This window comes from Propioniciclava sp. MC1683, assembly GCF_014164675.1.
GTDB lineage: Bacteria > Actinomycetota > Actinomycetes > Propionibacteriales > Propionibacteriaceae > Propioniciclava.
Genome location: NZ_JACJFX010000005.1, coordinates 119841 through 136648 on the forward strand (window position 1 = coordinate 119841; position 16808 = coordinate 136648).

Consider the following 16808-nt stretch of genomic DNA (forward strand, 5'->3'; position numbering starts at 1 on the left):
TCAGGCCTCCACCCAGCGCTCGGCGATCCGGTCGGTCAGGACTCCCCCGTCGCGCTCGGCGAGCGCACGCTCGAGCGCGGCGCCCACGCGGTAGACGCGGTCGTCGGCCTGCGGCGGTGCCATCACCTGCAGGCCCACGGGCATCCCGTCCTCGGGGGCGACCCCGCACGGGAACGACCCGGCCGTGTTGCCCGCCATGTTGGAGGGGATCGTGCACAGGTCGGACTTGTACATCGCCAGCGGGTCGGACAGCTTCTCCCCCACCAGGAACGCCGTGGTCGGCGTCGCCGGGCTGACCAGGACGTCGACCTGCTCGAAGGCCGCGTCGAAGTCGCGGCTGATCAGGGTGCGCACCTTCTGGGCCGAGCCGTAGTAGGCGTCGTAGTAGCCGGAGCTCAGCGCGTAGGTGCCGATGATGATGCGGCGCTTGACCTCGGCGCCGAGGCCCTCGGCGCGGGTGAGGTTCATGACCTCCTCGGTCGAGCGGGTGCCGTCGTCGCCGGAGCGCAGCCCGTAGCGCATGGCGTCGTAGCGGGCCATGTTCGAGCTGACCTCGCTGGGCATGATCAGGTAGTAGGCGCCCAGCGCGTAGGTGAAGTGCGGGCAGGACACCTCGACCACCTCGGCGCCGGCCGCCTCGAGCGCGGCCACCGCCTCGCGGAAGCGCAGCTCGACGCCGGGCTCGTAGCCCTCGCCGCCGAGCTCCTTGACCACGCCGATGCGCATGCCGGCGATGTCGCCCGAGCGGGCGGCCTCGACGACCGGGGGCACGGGCGCGTCGATGGAGGTCGAGTCCATCGGGTCGTGCCCGCAGATGACCTCGTGCAGGAGGGCGGCGTCCAGGACGGTGCGGGCGCACGGGCCGGGCTGGTCGAGGCTGCTCGCCATCGCGATCACGCCGTAGCGGGACGCCCCGCCGTACGTCGGCTTCACGCCCACCGTGCCGGTGACCGCGCCCGGCTGGCGGATGGAGCCACCCGTGTCGGTGCCCAGCGCCAGCGGCGCCTGGAACGCGGCGAGGGCGGCGGCCGAGCCGCCGCCGGAGCCGCCGGGAATGCGGTCCAGGTCCCACGGGTTGCGGGTGGTGCCGTAGGCCGAGGTCTCGGTCGAGGAGCCCATCGCGAACTCGTCGAGGTTGGTCTTGCCAAGGACCACCAGGCCTGCGTCCAGCACGCGCTGCACGATCGTGGCGGAGTACGGAGGGCGCCAGCCCTCGAGGATCTTCGAGGCAGCCGTGGTGGGCACCCCGGCCTGGCAGAACAGGTCCTTGACGGCGATGGGGACGCCGGCCAGCGGGCCCAGCTCCTCCCCCGCGTCCAGCCGCGCGTCGACCGCGGCAGCCTGGGCACGCGCGCCCTCGGCGTCCACGTGCAGGAAGGCGTGGACGTCGCCGTCGACGCGCTCGATCTGGGCCAGGAAGGCCTCGGTGACCTCGACGGCGGTGAGCTCGCGCGCCGCGATGCGGCGGCCGAGGTCGGCGGCCGTGGCGGTGAGGATGTCGGCGGTCATCAGGCCTCCTCGCCCAGGATCCGCGGGACCAGGAACTTGCCCTCGTCGGTGGCGGGCGCGCCGGCCAGCGCCTGCTCCTGGGTGAGGCCCGGGCGCACGACGTCCTCGCGGAAGACGTTGGTCAGGGGCATGGCGTGCGACATCGGCGGCACGTCGGCGTCCGCGACCTCGGAGACCGAGGCCACCGCCTCGAGGATGATGGCGAGCTCGGGCGCCATGCGCTCCAGCTCCTGGTCGGTCAGCTCGATGCGCGCCAGCGCGGCGAGCTGCGCGACGTCGTCGGTGGTCAAGGCCACGGGAGGACTCCTGATCGGGTCGGGGACCCGCTCATCCTAGGCCCGGTCGCGTGCCCGGCGGACGTTTCGGTCACGCTACAAGCTGGCGACGATCCGGGACAGGTGTTGGGCCGGGCCGGGGGCGTCCTGTATCAAGGGGGCCATGTACCTGTTGCGCGTCGTCCTGCCCGATCGCCCCGGCACGCTCGGTGCCGTGGCGACCGCCCTGGGCCACGCCCAGGCCGACATCAACGCGGTCGAGATCGTGGAGAAGGGCACCGGCTACGTCATCGACGACTTCATGCTGACGCTGCCCGCCGACGCGCGGCCCGACCAGCTGGTCACCGCCTGCGCGGCGCTGCCCGACGTCGAGGTGTTGTGGGTCTCCTTCTACCCCGAGAACTGGGGCCTGCACGCCGACCTCGACGTGCTCGACGCCATGGCCGAGAGCCCCGAGCGCGCCGAGGTGCTGCTCACCGACAAGGCGCCCTCGACATTCCACTGTTCGTGGGCGCTCCTGGTCGACCGCGAGCGCGGCATGGTGCTGCACCGCAGCGCGCTGGCCCCCATCGGCACGCAGGTGCCGGTGGGCGTGTTCGGGGACCTGGCGACCGCCCACGTCGCCGAACTGCCCGCCGGCTGGCACGACGGGTGGGGCGAGGCCGCGGTCGCCGTGGCCCCCTGCCGCAGCGCCCACAGCATCGTGATCGGACGCCCTGGGCCCGAGTTCCGCAAGGCCGAGCTCGCCCGGCTGCGCCACCTGGCGCTGATGGCCAGCGAGCACGAGCACGCGGTGTGAGTCAGTAGCCCCGCAGCGTCAGGTACGCGAAGTAGCCGAAGGCGACCACCGCGACGAGGACCACGCCGAGGACCGTGATCGTCCACCAGCGTTGGTTGCGCTTGCTGCGTGTCGTGGGGACGTCCGCCGGCGCCCACTCGCCGACACGCGGCCGCACGCGCGGCGACGCGGAGCCGCTCAGGTCCAGGTCGGTGTTCAGTCCCTCCACGGCCCCCAGCGTACGCGTCTCACGATGCGGCGCACCGGTGTGCACGCGTGGGCCTGCGTCACCTACCCTGCTCCCATGGCCACGACCGCACGCACCCTCGCGCTGCCGTCGTTCACCGTGCCCGTGGGCTGTTGTCCGTGTTGTCGCGCCTGACTCCCTGAAGCCCCTGGCTCGGGAGTCGCGCACCAGCACCCTCCCGACAACACGCCAGATCCTCGGAGCACAGCCATGACCCTCGACCTCGTCTTCGTCGGCGCCGACGCCGGCCGCGCCGCCCTCGCCCAGCTGACCGCCGAACTCGGCGTCACCGTCCGCCTGCTCGGGCAGCGGGTGACCACGATGGAGATCTTCCCCGTCAACGTCCTCACCATCGAGGTGGACGCCGCAGCCGCGCAGGTGGACGCCACGGCGTCCTGGTTCGCCCGCCGCGGGATCCACCGCTTGCCCGTCGCCGCCTGACGGGCACACTGGCCCGATGAGCATGCGGGCGCAGGTCGAACGGTTGGTCGCGGCAGGGGTCCCGGACGTGGCGGGCGTCAGCGCCGACGAGTTCCGGGAGCTGGCCGCTGACCTGACCGGCGAGGGGGTGCTGTGCGTGCACCCCGAGCTCGCCGGACCCAGCCAACTGGCCCCGCTCCTGCGCCGCGGCGACCGCCCCGGCTTCGTGGTCGCGGACATGGACGACCTCGACGCCTTCGACCCCATCGAGTCCGTGGTGGTCCCCGATCGTGCCCTCTACCTCGTGCACGGGGTCGACCGTGGGGACGACCTGCTCGGGTGGACCCCCGACCGGGCACTGCCCGAGATCCTCGCCCGCGGCCGGAGCCCGCTGACGATCGGCGAGGGCATCAGCTGGCTCCTCCAGGCCCCAGAGGTGCTCGAACCCAACCGGTGCTTCATGTGCATCGGCTCCCGCAAGCGCAAGGACCGCGGGCTCGACGCCCGCACCCCGGCCATCTGGATCAGCCGCGGGACCGGGCGCGACGGCGCCGACCGGCGCGATGTCCCCAAGGTCGGGTGGTGCTGGGCCGGCAACCACCACACCTGGCTGGGCTTCGCGTCGGCCCTCAGCCGAAGCTGACGTCAGCGCCGCCGGCATTGGGCACGTCCCCGCGCGGGTGCGTTCCCTGACGGTCGACCAGCCACTCGTAACCGAGACGGGTGACCCACGCGAGGATGCCGGGTGCGGTCTGGGTGAGCTCGAAGTCGCCGTGCGTCTTGGCCCGGTGGGCGAAGCGGCCCAGTGGGGCGAGGTTGGCTGCCCGCGTCTGCCCCCGGGTGCCGTCGTCGCGCCACGGGTCGGAGTGGTCGAGGTCGAGCCCCCGGGAACCGCGCACCGAGAACGGGAACATCTCGAACGGGTCCCGCGCCCGCACGTGCCGGCCGATGCCGACGGGCACCTCGTAGGCGTCGACCTGCGGGTGGTCGGCGAGGTCGACCACCGGCAGGACCCGGATCCGGTGGTGCTGGAGCAACTCGGCGAGGTGGGCCTTGAGCACCGGCCCGAGGTCGCCCTCGGTGCGCACGACCTCGCTGTCGGGGCTGAGGTGCACCACGACCGTCGCCTCGGGGCGACGCAGGGTGCCGGCGGCGTCGGATGCGGCGGTCGGCGTCGCGAGCCGGACCAGACCCTCCGCGCGCAGGACGTCGACCTGCTCGGTCGACCCCGCCGCGACCTCCTGTCGGACGTAGCCGTCCACCGCGGCCTCCAACAGCACGGCTCCCGCCGTGCGCAGCCGGGCCACCAGCGTGCTCATGCCGTCCCCGTCGTGGGTGACCCGCACGAACTGCTCACCCCGCGCCCGTTCGGCGCGCGCAGCGGCCGCCTCGGTGTCGGCCGCCACGATGAGCCCGGCGAGCTTGCGCAGGACGCGGCGCCAGGCGAGCCGGCCGAGGCAGGGCTCCACGAGGCGGTCCACGCGGGCGGCGGCCGCCCGGTCGAGGTCGCGCATCCCCTTGGCCTGGGCAACCTGCAGGCCCTGCCAGAGTTCGACGCGACCTGCCAGCAGGGCCGCCCACGTGCGCGGCAGGCGGTGCCGCAGGTCCATCACGTCGGACACCAGCGCGGAGGCGGCCGGGATCGTCACGCCCAGCAGGGGCGCCAGTTCGGCGTACAGGAACTCGGCCACGAGCGGCGTGCCCTCGTGCCCCGACCGGACGAGCCGCTCGGCCCCGGGGGCCGGGTTCGACGCGACCGTGTCGTGCAGGTCGACCAACCCCGCCACCAGCAGGGCCTTCGTGGCGCCCAGCGAGCGCTCCAACGACAGCACGCCGAGCAGCTCATCGGCCACCCGCCGAGCCTCCGCCCGCCTGCCCTCGTCCATGTCACCACGCTAGGACTCGCCGCCGACATTTTCGGACGCGCGTTCGACCATCCGGCATCGTTGCTTGTGCTGTGCGTACTGACCGGATGGACACCATCCTCTTCCTCGGCTTCGCCGCGGCCTACCTCGCCCTCCTCGTGTGGGGCGTCCGCCTCGCGATGCGCAACGGGTGGTGGACGCCCGCCAACATCCCCCTCCTCGTCGTCGCGGCGCTCGTCTACGACAACCTGGTGCTCGGCCTGGGTTCCTTCATCGGCGAGGGCCCACTCCTCGAGGGCCTCAACTACGGCCGCTACTGGATCCACGCCGCGATCACCCCCACGCTCGTCGCCTGGGCGCTGCACACCCTGCGCCGAGCCGGTTTCGGGTGGGCGCAGTCGCGGGCCTACCAGGTGCTGTCGATCGGCGCCGCGCTGGCGCTCACCGTCGTGGAGTACTTCCTCGAGGTGCGCGGCCTGCACCTCGTGCCGCAGGAGGAGTACGGCGTCCTGTCCTACGGCAGCGCCGAACCCGCCACCGGCCCGCCGCTGATGGTGCTCGTCGTCGCGGCGTTCCTCGTCGTCGCCGGCGCGCTGGTCTGGCGGAAGCAGAAGTGGCCGTGGCTGTTCGTGGGTGCGGTGGTCATGACGATCGGCAGCGGCGTGCAGCTACCCCTGCCCAGCGGCGCCATCACCAACGCGTTCGAGCTCACCCTGCTGGTGTCGATCATGGCCACCAAGGCCTTCCAGGACCGCAACGACCACAGCCGGGATCTCAGTCCAGCGCGCTGAGGCCCTTCTCCAGCAGCGCCTCGAACCGCTCGGCGTCCAGGATCAGCACGCCGAGGCTCTCGGCCTTGGTGTACTTCGACCCCGAGGACTCCCCCGCCACGAGCACCGACGTCTTCTTCGACACCGAGCCGGCCGCCTTGCCGCCGCGCGCCTCGATCGCCTCCTGCGCGGTGTCGCGCGTGTACCCCGGCACCGCCCCGGTCACCACGACGGTGAGGCCTTGCAGCGTCTGCTCCACGGTCGGGACGGCATCGGCCGCCGGCTCGTCGGCCAGCACGCAGCCGGCCGCCTGCCACTTCTCGACGATCGCGCGGTGCCAGTCGACCGCGAACCACTCGGTGATGGACGCCGCCAGCGTGGGCCCGATGCCGTCGACCGCCGACAGCTCCTCCTCCGACGCGGACGACAGCGCCTCCACGCTCGGGAACGCCCGCGCGACGTCGGGGGCCACGCCCTTGCTGATGTGCCGGATCGACAGCGCGACCAGGAACTTCGCCCACGGGCGGGTCTTCGCCCCCTCCAGGTTGGCCAGCAGCTTCTTGGCGTTCGCGTTCAGCACCCCGGCCTTGGTCGTGAAGAAGTCGGACTTCGCCAGGTCCTCCTCGGTCAGCGCGAACAGGTCGCCCTCGTCCTCGATCAGCCCGGCCGACAGCAGGGCGTCCGCCGCCTGGAAGCCGAGGTTCTCGATGTCGAGCGCGGTGCGCGACGCGACGAAGAACACCCGCTCGCGCAGCTGGCTGGGGCACGAGCGCGTGTTGGGGCAGCGCAGGTCCTTGTCGCCCTCCTTCTGCTCCACCAGTTCGGTGCCGCAGCCCGGGCAGTGCGTGGGCATGACCCAGGCGGGCAGGCCCTCGGGGCGCAGCGCCAGCACCGGCCCCAGGATCTCGGGGATGACGTCGCCGGCCTTGCGCAGCACCACGGTGTCGCCGGGGCGGACGTCCTTGCGGGCCACCTCGTGCGCGTTGTGCAGCGTCGCCATCTCGACGGTCGAGCCGGCCACGACCACCGGCTCCATCACGCCGTAGGGCGTGACGCGCCCGGTGCGGCCGGTGTTGACCTCGATGCGCAGCAGCTTGGTGTTGACCTCCTCGGGCGGGTACTTGAACGCGATCGCCCACCGCGGGGCCCGCGAGGTGGAGCCCAGCTCGCGCTGCCGCGCCCGGTCGTCGACCTTGAGCACGATGCCGTCCATCTCGTGCTCGAGGTCGTGGCGGCGCCCCGCCATGGTCTCGATGTAGGCCAGCGCGGCCGCGAGGTCGGGCACGACCACGTTGTGCGTGCTCACGGGCAGCCCCCACGCACGCAGCAGGTCGTACCCCTCCGACTGCCGCTGGGGCGCCTGCCCCGAGCTCGCGCCGATGCCGTGGCACAGGAAGCGCAGCTTGCGGGACGCCGTGACCCGCGGGTCCTTCTGCCGCAGCGACCCGGCCGCGGAGTTGCGCGGGTTGGCGAACCGCGCACGCCCGGCCTCCTCCAGCGACGCGTTCAGCGCGGCGAACGCGGCCGGGGTCATGAACACCTCGCCGCGCACCTCGACCAGGTCGGGGGCGTCGTCAGCCAGCGTCAGCGGGATGTCGGCGATCGTGCGCACGTTGGCCGTCACGTCCTCCCCGTAGCGGCCGTCGCCCCGCGTGGCCGCCGTGGCCAGGCGCCGGTTGCGGTAGACGAGGTCGAGGGCGAGGCCGTCGATCTTCACCTCGCACAGCAGCTCGGCCGGACCGCCCAGGCGGGCGTACCAGCGCTCGACCTCCTCGGTGGAGAAGGCGTTGTCGAGGCTCATCATCGGCTCGAGGTGCTCGACCGCGGCGAACGTCGCCGAAAGGCCGCCGCCCACCTGCTGGGAGGGCGACTCGGGCGTGACGAACTCGGGGTGGGCCTCCTCCAGCGCCTGCAACTCGGCCATGAGCACGTCGAAGCCCGCGTCGGTGAGCGTGGGGGCGTCCAGCACGTAGTACTGGAACCGCGCGTCGTTGATCTGCTGCGCGAGCTCGGCGTGGCGGGACTGGTCCTCGGCTTCGGTCACGACCTGAAACCTACCGCGCCGGACCGACAATCAGCGGGAGAGTTCCTCGTCCATCCGCTCGGCGGTGGTGCGCAGCGCCCGCAGCACCGCGGAGACCGCGGCCGGCGTCCAGCCCGCCAGCCCGCAGGCGGGCGTCAGCACGACCCGGTCGAGCACGACCGGCCCCAGCTCGAGGGGGCGCAGGGCCCCCAGCACACGCCGCGTCAGCGCGTCGGCCGACAGCGGCACCCCGGACGCCGTGGGTGCGGCCCCGAGCCACAGCTCCTTCCCGTCCTCGATCAGCGGCGCGAGGGCGTCCCAGGCTGCGCGGGAGAGCAGGTCCTGGTCGAGCGCGACGCCGGTGAAGCCGGCCCCGTGCGGCCCGAGCACCAGGCCGACGTCGAGCCCCGGTGCGCAGCAATGCAGCACGTGGCCGCCCAGCTCGCGCAGCAGTTCGACGGCCTCGGGTCGGTCGACCGCGCGGTGGCGGAAGTAGCCGCCCTCGGTCGGCACGGCGCCGGCCAGCACCGCCGGCAGCGCGGGCTCGTCGACCTGCACCAGCACCTCGACCCCGGGCAGGCGGCGTTCGACGTCAGCCACCAAGTCGCGCACGCCGGCGGCAATCGACTGCGCCACGTCGCGGCGCGCGCCGCGGTCGGCGAGCACGCGGCCGCCCAGCGGCCGGAACACGGATGCGGCGAGCGTCCACGGGCCGGTGACGGCCACCTTCAACGGCCCGGTGAGCCCCTGCGCGTTCTCCTCCAGCACGTCGAGGTCGTCGCGCAGCGCGGCCCTCGCGCGACGCTGGTCCACGCCGGGCACGGCGGCCAGCCGCCACTCCCCGGCCGACAGCTCGGCGCCCAACCCGTCCAGCAGGCCGAGCGCGCGCCCGACCATCCCGGTCCACGGCCCCCGCGCCGGGAACTCCGGCAGCCACGGCACCGACACGGCCTCCAGGGCGAGCCGGACGCCGGCGCCCAGGTCGGTCCCGGGCAGCGACCCGATCGCGGACGTCCTCACCGGGCACCCGCGATCGTCGCGGCCCCGACCACGAGGTCGCCGTCGTAGAGCACCGCGGCCTGGCCGGGCGCGATCCCGAAGGCCGGCTCGTCGAGCGCGATCCGGACGCCCTCGGCGTCGGCCTCGATCCCGCACGGCAGCGGCGTCCCGTGGGCGCGGACCTGGACGAGCCCCCGCCACGAGCCCAGGCGCGGCTCGGCGACCGCCCACGTCGGCCGGATGCCGGTGATCTCGCTCACGGCCAGCGCCTCGTGCGGACCGACCGTCACCGTGTTGTCGACCGGCGAGATCGCCAGCACGTAGCGCGGCTGGCCGTCGGCGGCGGGCACCCCGAGGCGCAGCCCCTTGCGCTGGCCGACGGTGAACCGGTGGTGGCCGCCGTGGGTGCCGAGGACCGCGCCCGCGGCGTCCACGACCTCGCCGGGCCGCTCGCCCAGCGCACGGTCGAGGAAGCCGGCGGTGTCGCCGTCGGCGATGAAGCAGATGTCGTGGCTGTCGGGCTTGGACGCGACCCGCAGGCCGAGCGCCTCGGCCTCGGCGCGCACGTCGGCCTTGACGGTCCCGTACAGGGGGAACAGCGAGCGGCGCAGCTGCGCCTGGGTCAGGACGCCGAGCACATAGCTCTGGTCCTTGGCGGCGTCGGCGGCGCGGTACAGCTCGGCGTCCTCGCCGGCGAACCCGAGCCGCGCGTAGTGGCCCGTCGCCACCGCGTCGAAGCCGAGGGCCACCCCCCGCTCGAGCACGGCGGCGAACTTGATCTTCTCGTTGCAGCGCAGGCACGGGTTGGGCGTGCGGCCGGCGGCGTACTCGGCGACGAAGTCCTCCACGACGTCGGCGTGGAAGCGGTCGGAGAAGTCCCAGACGTAGAAGGGGATGCCCAGGGTGTCGGCCACCCGACGGGCGTCGTTGGAGTCCTCCAGCGAGCAGCAGCCGCGCGACCCGGACCGGTAGAGCTCGGGGTTGCGGTTCAGCGCCAGGTGGACGCCGGTGACCTCGTGGCCCTCCGCCACGAGGCGCGCGGCGGCGACGGAGGAGTCGACTCCCCCGGACATCGCGACCAGGACACGCACCCGATGAATCCTAGGCGGACGCCGCGCGGGCCCGGGACACGGCCGCCGGCCAGGCGTCCAGGACCGCGGTCACGTCGGCGGGGGTCGTGGTCCAGCCCAGCGAGAACCGCAGCGACCCGGTGGCCGCCTCCTCCCCCAGGCCCATCGCCAGCACGACCTCGCTGGGCTGCTGGACGCCGGCCGTGCACGCCGAACCGGTGGAGCAGTCGATGCCCGCGGCGTCCAGCAGCAGGAGCACGTCGTCGGCCCGGACGCCGTCCACCGTCACGTGGCAGATCGAGGGGCTCACGTCGGCGGGCCCGTTGACCCGGACGCCCTCCACGCGGGTGAGGCCCGCGACCAGCACCTCCCGGAGCCGGGCGAGCCGCGGCCCCTCTTGTGCCAAGGCGGCCACGGCCGCGGCGGCCGCCACCGCGAACCCCACCGCCAGCGCGACCGGCACGGTCCCCGACCGCAACCGGCGCTCCTGCCCGCCGCCGTGGCTGACCACGGCCAGCGGGGCGTCGCGACGCAGGACGAGCGCACCGACCCCGACCGGCCCGCCGAGCTTGTGCGCCGAGACGGTCAGGGCGTCCAGCCCCGAGTCGGCGAACGACACCGGTACGTGACCGACCGCCTGCACGGCGTCGCTGTGCGATCGGACGCCGGCCCTGCGGCAGGCCTGCACGAAGGACCCGATCGGCTGCAGCGCGCCGGTCTCGTTGTTGGCCCACATCACCGAGGCCCACGCGACATCGCGCGTGAGCTGGGCCAGCCCCGACGCCCGCAGGACGCCCGCGCGGTCGACCGGCAGCCACACGGCCCGCTCCCCCAGCGCCCGGACGGCGTGGGCGACCGCCGGGTGCTCGACCGTGGACGCGGCCACCCGTGGCCGCCCGGTCGTCTCCCCCAGCGCCGCGGCGCCGCTGACCAGGAGGTGGTCGGCCTCGGTGCCCCCGCCGGTGAACACGACCTCGCCGGGATGCGCGTCGAGCGCGTCGGCGAGCTGCTCGCGGGCGTCCTCGAGGAGCGCGCGGGCGTGGCGGCCGGAGCCGTGGAGGGAGCTGGCGTTCCCGGTCACGTCGAGGGCGGCGAGCATGGCCGACCGAGCCTCCTCGCGCAGCGGCGTGGAGGCCGCGTGGTCCAGGTAGACGCGTCGCACCGTGCCCTCCTCGTGCGCCGAGTCTAGAGGGAGCGCGAATGGACCGGACTGTTCCTTTACGGCAGAATGAATCGTCCGCCCTCACCCCACCGGGGCTGACCGCGAGTCCGAGTCCGTCGATCGAGAGTGGTGTCCGTGCGCCCTTCGCTGCCCCGACCGGTGGATTCGTCCATCCTCGGTGCCCACGTGGTCGACGGCGGCACCCGCTTCGCGCTCTGGGCCCCCCGTGCGACCCGCGTCGAACTCGCCCTGGTGGACACCGACCGCCGCCAGACCAACCACGACCTGGTCCGGCACAACGACGGCGTGTGGGAACTCCTGGTCCCCGACGTCGGTCCGGGCCAGCGCTACGGCTACCGCGTCCACGGCCCCTGGAGCCCCGAGACCGGCCAGCGGTTCAACCCCGCCAAGCTGCTCGTCGACCCGTACGCGCGGGCGATCACCGGCGGCGTCGACTACTCCGGCCCGATCAGCGACCACACCCCCGAATCGAACTACCTGCCCGACCCGCGCGACTCGTTCGCGTCGGTCCCCCTGAGCGTCGTCGTGGCCGACACGCCCCCGCCGCGCCCGCTGGCCACCCCGATCACCGAGGACCAGCTGGTCGTGTACGAGACCCACCTCAAGGGCTACACCCAGCTACACCCGGCCGTCCCCGAGCACCTGCGCGGCACCTACCTGGGCCTGGCGTACCCCGCGGTGGTCCAGCACATCAAGAAGCTGGGCGTGAACGCCGTCGAGCTGCTGCCGGTGCACCACTTCATCTCCGAGCCGTTCGCGATCGGCAAGGGCCTGGTCAACTACTGGGGCTACAACACGCTGGGCTTCTTCGCCCCGCACGCGCCCTACTCGAGCTCGGGCACCCTCGGCCAGCAGGTCACCGAGTTCAAGGAGATGGTCTCGGCCCTCCACGACGAGGGCATCGCCGTCATCCTCGACGTGGTCTACAACCACACCGCCGAGGGCGGCCACGAGGGCCCGACGCTGAGCTTCCGGGGCATCGACCACGCCGGCTACTACCGGCTGACCTCCGACCTGCGCAACGACTACGACGTCACCGGCACCGGCAACGCCGTCGACACGTCGATGGGCGGCGTCCTCGACCTCATCCTCGACTCGCTGCGCTACTGGGTTCGCGACATGGGCGTCGACGGGTTCCGCTTCGACCTGTGCACCACGCTGATCCGCGACCAACTGCACCACGTGCAGCAGAGCCACGAGTTCAAGCAGGCGGTCGCCGAGGACCCGGTCCTGTCGAAGGCCGTCATGATCACCGAGCCGTGGGACCTCGGCCCCTACGGCTACCAGGTCGGCCGCTGGGGCCGGGGCTGGAGCGAGTGGAACGACCGGTTCCGCGGCTTCACCCGCGACTTCTGGCGCGGCGCGGTCTTCGGCGTGGAGGAGCTGGCCACCCGGCTCGCGGGGTCGGCCGACATCTTCGACCACGACGGACGCCCCGCCACCAGCTCGGTCAACTTCGTCACCGCGCACGACGGGTTCACGCTGCGCGACGTCGTCACCTACGACCTCAAGCACAACGAGGCCAACGGGGAGCGCAACCGCGACGGCGCCGACGACAACCGGTCCTGGAACCACGGCTACGAGGGCGAGACCGAGGACGCCGCGATCAACGCCGCCCGCCGCCGCACGATGCGTAACATGATGGCCACCCTGCTGCTGAGCTCGGGCATGCCCATGGTGCTCGCCGGCGACGAGATGGGCCGCACCCAGCAGGGCAACAACAACGCCTACTGCCAGGACACCCCGCTGTCGTGGGTGCACTGGACCGAGACCGACGAGTGGGACGACCAGCTCGCGCTCACCCGCAAGCTGCTCGACCTGCGCCGCAAGCACCCAGTGCTCCGCCCCGCCGCGTACCGCTCGCGCGCCGAGGTGATCGGCGAGCACGACGAGGGGCTGGGCCGCACCGAGTCCGCCTGGTTCAACGAGCACGGCACCGAGATGACGATCGAGAACTGGCACGACGGCGCACGCCGGAGCCTGGGCATGTACGTCTCGGACCGCCGCGACGCGTTCTACGTCTTCTTCCACGCCGGGATCGAGCCCCTCGCGATCACGCTGCCCGGGCAGCCCTGGTCCAGCGGCTACCGGATCATGGCGCACACCGGCACCCCCGACGAACTGCGGATGACGGCCCTCGCACCGGGTCGCCGGGTGGTCCTCCCCGGCCGCACCGTGGTCGTGATGAAGGCCACCGTGGCCAGCCGGCGTCCGTTTGCGGAACGTCGCCGCTGACTCTGCGGGTGCAGTAGCGTGGTCGGCGTGACGCAGCGCAACGTGACCCAGTCCAAGACCACCGCCGCCACCACGCCGAAGAAGGCGGCCCCCGCGACCGCGCCCACCCGGGTGCCGGTCGACCTCTCCCCCACGAAGACCGTCGTGCGCGGCTTCGGCCGCATCCCGGTCACCAAGGTCTCGCCCGTCATCGAGGGCGGCGCCTACGCCGCCAAGGCGACCGTCGGGGAGCTCGTCCCGATCCGGGCGCGGGTGTTCCGCGAGGGCCACGACGCCGTCAACGCGTCGGTCATCGTCACCGACCCGTCCGGCCGCGAGACCCGCCACGACATGACCCCCCTCGAACCCCGCGGCCTCGACCCGTGGGAGGCCTGGGTCCGGTTCGAGGTCGAGGGCGCCCACACCTTCCGGGTCGAGGGTTGGTCCGACCCCTGGGGCACCTGGCTGCACAACGCCGAGGCGAAGCTGCCCGCCGGCGTCGACATCGAGCTGGTCTGCATGGAGGGTCGCGACCTGTTCGAGCGCACCGCCAGGGCCGCGGACGAGGCCGGCGACCCGGTCGAGGCGTCCATCCTGCGCGCGACCGCCCAGCTGCTGATCCCGCAGCGTCCGGCCGAGGACCTGCTCGACGTGGCGACCGGCAGCGGCCTGGCCAAGGCCATGCGCAAGTACGGGCCCCGCGAACTGGTCTCCCCCACCGCCGACTTCCCGATCTTCGTCGACCGCCGCAAGGCACTGTTCGCCTCCTGGTACGAGTTCTTCCCGCGCTCGGAGGGCGCCACCTACGACGCCGAGACGGACACCTGGACCTCGGGCACCTTCGACGACTGCCACCAGCGGCTCGAAGAGGTCGCCGCGATGGGCTTCGACGTCGTCTACTTCCCGCCCATCCACCCGATCGGCACCGCGTTCAAGAAGGGCAAGAACAACTCCCTCGACGCGACCGAGAAGGACCCGGGCTCGCCGTGGGCCGTCGGCAGCCCCGACGGCGGCCACGACGCGATCCACCCCGACCTGGGCGACTGGGAGAGCTTCGACCGGCTGGTGGCCAAGGCCAAGCAGCTCGGCATCGAGATCGCCCTCGACTTCGCGCTGCAGGCCAGCCCCGACCACCCGTGGGTGACCGACCACCCCGAGTGGTTCACCACCCGTCTGGACGGCACGATCGCCTACGCCGAGAACCCGCCGAAGAAGTACCAGGACATCTACCCGATCAACTTCGACAACGACCCCGAGGGCATCTACAACGAGGTGCTGCGGGTCCTGAAGCTGTGGATCAGCCACGGCGTGAAGATCTTCCGCGTCGACAACCCGCACACCAAGCCGGTGCAGTTCTGGGCCTGGGTCTTCGAGCAGGTCCGCGCCACCGACCCCGACGTGCTGTTCTTCGCCGAGGCCTTCACCAAGCCCGAGATGATGCACGCCCTGGGCAAGGTCGGCTTCCACACCAGCTACACGTACTTCACGTGGCGCGTGGCCAAGGGCGAGATCGAGGAGTACATGGGCGAGCTGTCCCGTGACATGGACTCCTTCTACCGCCCGAACTTCTTCGTCAACACCCCCGACATCAACCCGTTCCACCTGCAGTCGGGCAACCCGGCCATCTTCGCCATCCGCGCGATCCTGGCCGCGATGCTGTCGCCGGCGTGGGGCGTGTACTCGGGCTTCGAGCTGTTCGAGCACGTGCCGAACGCCCCCGGGCGCGAGGAGTACCTGGACTCCGAGAAGTACGAGTTCCGCCCCCGCGACTACAACGCCCAGCCGAACCTGAACATGCTGATGGGCACGCTGAACGCGATCCGGCAGAACCACCGCGCCCTCCAGCAGTTGCGGCGGATCGACTTCCACACCGCGCCGCACGAGAAGCTGCTGGCCTTCAGCAAGGTCGACGGCGACAGCAAGGTGGTCGTGATCGTGTCCCTCGACCCCGACAACACCGTCGAGTCCGAGGTGCACCTCGACCTCACCAAGCTGGGGCTCGCGCCCGACGCCCCGCTGCGCGTGCGCGACGAGCTCACCGGCGCCACGTTCACGTGGGGCGCCCGCAACTTCGTCCGGCTCACCCCCGCGAACCCGGCCCACATCCTGGTGGTCGTGTGACGGGGCTCGACCGCGCCTGGGAGCGCCACCTCGAGACGGTCCGCTGGTTCGGGGGCAAGGGCGCCGGCGCGCGCATCGTGCGCCGCGACGTCCTGCCCGCGTGGACGCCCCCGGGCGTCGAGCCGGCCGTGCGCAGCGAGGTGGCCACCCTGGCCTACCCCGACGGCCACACCGAGCACTACCACCTGCTGGTGGCCCACCACCCGGCCGGGCGCGAGGCGTCCGGCACGGTGCTGGGCACCGACGAGGTGGACGGCGAGCCGATGCAGGTCGTCGACGCCACCACCGACCCCGCGGCGCTGGCGGCGTTCGTGGCCGCGACCCAGCCCGACTTCGCCGACCACCCGGTCAAGGTGTGGTCCGGCGAGCAGTCGAACACGACGTTGGTCCTGGACGACACCGACCTGTACAAGCTGTTCCGGCGGGTCGAGCCCGGCCCGAACCTGGACGCCGAGGTGCTGCTCGCCCTGGGCGGGGGCACGGTCCCGGCCGTGCACGGCCGGCTCACCGGGGCATGGCCCCAGGGCGGGACGACCGACCTCGGCCTGGTGATCGAGCGCGTGGTCGGCGCCGAGGACGGCTGGGAGCTGGCCACCCGCACCTGCACCGCGGGGGCCGACTTCGTCGAGGCGGCGGGCGACCTCGGCGTCGCGCTGCGCGCGGTGCACGGACGCCTCGCGGACGCGTTCGGCGCCCACGTGCTCCCCGGTGACGAGGTCGCCGACACCATGGGTGCCCGGCTCGACGCGGCGGTCACGGCCGCCCCGGAGCTGGCGCCCCACGCCGAGACCGTCCGCGCCGCGTTCGAGGCGCTGCGGGGCCGGACGCTCCCGGTGCAGCGCGTGCACGGGGACTTCCACCTCGGCCAGACCCTGCACAGCCCCACGGGCTGGACGATCATCGACTTCGAGGGCGAGCCGGCCAAGACCGCCGCCGAACGCCGCGCCTTCGACTCGGTGTGGCGGGACGTGGCCGGCATGGTGCGGTCCTTCGACTACGTGCGCAGCGCCCACCCCGAGCCGTCGTCGCCCGAGGCCGTGGCCTGGGCCGACGCGTGCCGCGACGCGTTCCTCGCCGGGTACGGCGACGGGGCAGACGCCGACGTCCTGGCCGCGTACGTCCTTGACAAGGCCGTGTATGAAGTCTTGTATGAGTTGCGCAATCGCCCCGACTGGGTCGGGATCCCCCTGCGAGCCATCCAGGAGTCCAACCCGTAGGAGGGGGACGAGTACCCGGGGGGAACGCATGGCCGTGCGGCTGCTCCCCGAGTGAGGCCGGAACACTCCGCGGACCTCGCCGGGGTTCCGACACCGACCCCGCGCGAAGCACTAGGG

15 protein-coding genes are annotated in these 16808 nt (G+C 72.9%); 7 read left to right on the plus strand and 8 right to left on the minus strand.

Features of this window, described 5'->3' with window-relative positions; genetic code table 11:
• Entirely contained in the window at positions 1–1509 is a 1509-nt protein-coding gene (gatA, locus tag H5397_RS04645; protein WP_182815149.1) for an Asp-tRNA(Asn)/Glu-tRNA(Gln) amidotransferase subunit GatA, read from the minus strand.
• Complete coding sequence (gatC, locus tag H5397_RS04650; protein WP_182815150.1) at positions 1509–1805, minus strand: Asp-tRNA(Asn)/Glu-tRNA(Gln) amidotransferase subunit GatC; 297 nt, start codon at positions 1803–1805, stop codon at positions 1509–1511. The genes gatA and gatC overlap by 1 nt, the downstream gene beginning before the upstream one ends.
• Before the next feature lie 142 nt (positions 1806–1947).
• On the opposite strand from gatC, the gene H5397_RS04655 reads away from it, so the two are divergent.
• Positions 1948–2583: an ACT domain-containing protein gene (locus tag H5397_RS04655; protein WP_182815151.1), complete on the plus strand. Its 636-nt coding sequence runs from the start codon at positions 1948–1950 to the stop codon at positions 2581–2583.
• A gap of 1 nt (position 2584) precedes the next feature.
• On the opposite strand, the gene H5397_RS04660 is transcribed toward H5397_RS04655, so the two are convergent.
• Entirely contained in the window at positions 2585–2791 is a 207-nt protein-coding gene (locus H5397_RS04660; protein ID WP_182815152.1) for a hypothetical protein, read from the minus strand.
• A gap of 228 nt (positions 2792–3019) precedes the next feature.
• On the opposite strand from H5397_RS04660, the gene H5397_RS04665 reads away from it, so the two are divergent.
• Positions 3020–3250 (plus strand): NIL domain-containing protein, encoded by a 231-nt coding sequence (locus H5397_RS04665; RefSeq protein ID WP_182815153.1) that lies wholly within the window; start codon positions 3020–3022, stop codon positions 3248–3250.
• A 16-nt stretch (positions 3251–3266) separates the two neighbouring features.
• Positions 3267–3872 (plus strand): DUF5701 family protein, encoded by a 606-nt coding sequence (locus H5397_RS04670; protein ID WP_182815155.1) that lies wholly within the window; start codon positions 3267–3269, stop codon positions 3870–3872.
• Here the strand turns inward: H5397_RS04670 and H5397_RS04675 are convergent.
• Entirely contained in the window at positions 3859–5115 is a 1257-nt protein-coding gene (locus H5397_RS04675) for an HNH endonuclease signature motif containing protein (RefSeq protein WP_182815157.1), read from the minus strand. The genes H5397_RS04670 and H5397_RS04675 overlap by 14 nt on opposite strands.
• Before the next feature lie 86 nt (positions 5116–5201).
• On the opposite strand from H5397_RS04675, the gene H5397_RS04680 reads away from it, so the two are divergent.
• Complete coding sequence (locus H5397_RS04680; protein ID WP_182815159.1) at positions 5202–5885, plus strand: phospholipid phosphatase; 684 nt, start codon at positions 5202–5204, stop codon at positions 5883–5885.
• Here the strand turns inward: H5397_RS04680 and ligA are convergent.
• The 4 genes from ligA to H5397_RS04700 are packed head-to-tail and all read right to left on the minus strand — an operon-like array spanning position 5869 to position 11118.
• The gene (gene ligA / locus H5397_RS04685) at positions 5869–7908 is read right to left on the minus strand and encodes an NAD-dependent DNA ligase LigA (protein ID WP_182815161.1); all 2040 of its coding nucleotides are present in this window, start codon (positions 7906–7908) and stop codon (positions 5869–5871) included. The genes H5397_RS04680 and ligA overlap by 17 nt on opposite strands.
• Before the next feature lie 30 nt (positions 7909–7938).
• Positions 7939–8907, minus strand: coding sequence for a methionine synthase vitamin-B12 independent (locus H5397_RS04690; protein WP_182815163.1), 969 nt, complete (start codon positions 8905–8907; stop codon positions 7939–7941).
• Positions 8904–9977 (minus strand): tRNA 2-thiouridine(34) synthase MnmA, encoded by a 1074-nt coding sequence (mnmA, locus tag H5397_RS04695; RefSeq protein ID WP_309224274.1) that lies wholly within the window; start codon positions 9975–9977, stop codon positions 8904–8906. The genes H5397_RS04690 and mnmA overlap by 4 nt, the downstream gene beginning before the upstream one ends.
• A 10-nt stretch (positions 9978–9987) precedes the next feature.
• Positions 9988–11118 (minus strand): cysteine desulfurase family protein, encoded by a 1131-nt coding sequence (locus tag H5397_RS04700; protein WP_182815165.1) that lies wholly within the window; start codon positions 11116–11118, stop codon positions 9988–9990.
• A 159-nt stretch (positions 11119–11277) separates the two neighbouring features.
• On the opposite strand from H5397_RS04700, the gene glgX reads away from it, so the two are divergent.
• Genes glgX through H5397_RS04715 form a run of 3 tightly spaced genes read left to right on the plus strand, consistent with a single transcriptional unit; the run spans position 11278 to position 16691 of the window.
• The gene (gene glgX, locus H5397_RS04705; protein WP_309224275.1) at positions 11278–13374 is read left to right on the plus strand and encodes a glycogen debranching protein GlgX; all 2097 of its coding nucleotides are present in this window, start codon (positions 11278–11280) and stop codon (positions 13372–13374) included.
• Between the two features lie 27 nt (positions 13375–13401).
• On the plus strand, positions 13402–15474 hold the full coding sequence (locus H5397_RS04710; RefSeq protein WP_375539407.1) for an alpha-1,4-glucan--maltose-1-phosphate maltosyltransferase: 2073 nt from the start codon (positions 13402–13404) through the stop codon (positions 15472–15474).
• Positions 15471–16691 (plus strand): phosphotransferase, encoded by a 1221-nt coding sequence (locus H5397_RS04715; RefSeq protein ID WP_182815169.1) that lies wholly within the window; start codon positions 15471–15473, stop codon positions 16689–16691. The genes H5397_RS04710 and H5397_RS04715 overlap by 4 nt, the downstream gene beginning before the upstream one ends.
• The last annotated feature ends 117 nt before the right edge of the window (positions 16692–16808 follow it).

What these genes read in the sequence shown, in the direction of transcription:
- gatA (WP_182815149.1), bottom strand. Translation starts at nt 1,509, where the DNA reads ATGACCGCCGACATCCTCACCGCCACGGCCGCCGACCTCGGCCGCCGC.
- H5397_RS04655 (WP_182815151.1), top strand. Translation starts at nt 1,948, where the DNA reads ATGTACCTGTTGCGCGTCGTCCTGCCCGATCGCCCCGGCACGCTCGGT.
- H5397_RS04665 (WP_182815153.1), top strand. Translation starts at nt 3,020, where the DNA reads ATGACCCTCGACCTCGTCTTCGTCGGCGCCGACGCCGGCCGCGCCGCC.
- H5397_RS04670 (WP_182815155.1), top strand. Translation starts at nt 3,267, where the DNA reads ATGAGCATGCGGGCGCAGGTCGAACGGTTGGTCGCGGCAGGGGTCCCG.
- H5397_RS04675 (WP_182815157.1), bottom strand. Translation starts at nt 5,115, where the DNA reads ATGGACGAGGGCAGGCGGGCGGAGGCTCGGCGGGTGGCCGATGAGCTG.
- H5397_RS04680 (WP_182815159.1), top strand. Translation starts at nt 5,202, where the DNA reads ATGGACACCATCCTCTTCCTCGGCTTCGCCGCGGCCTACCTCGCCCTC.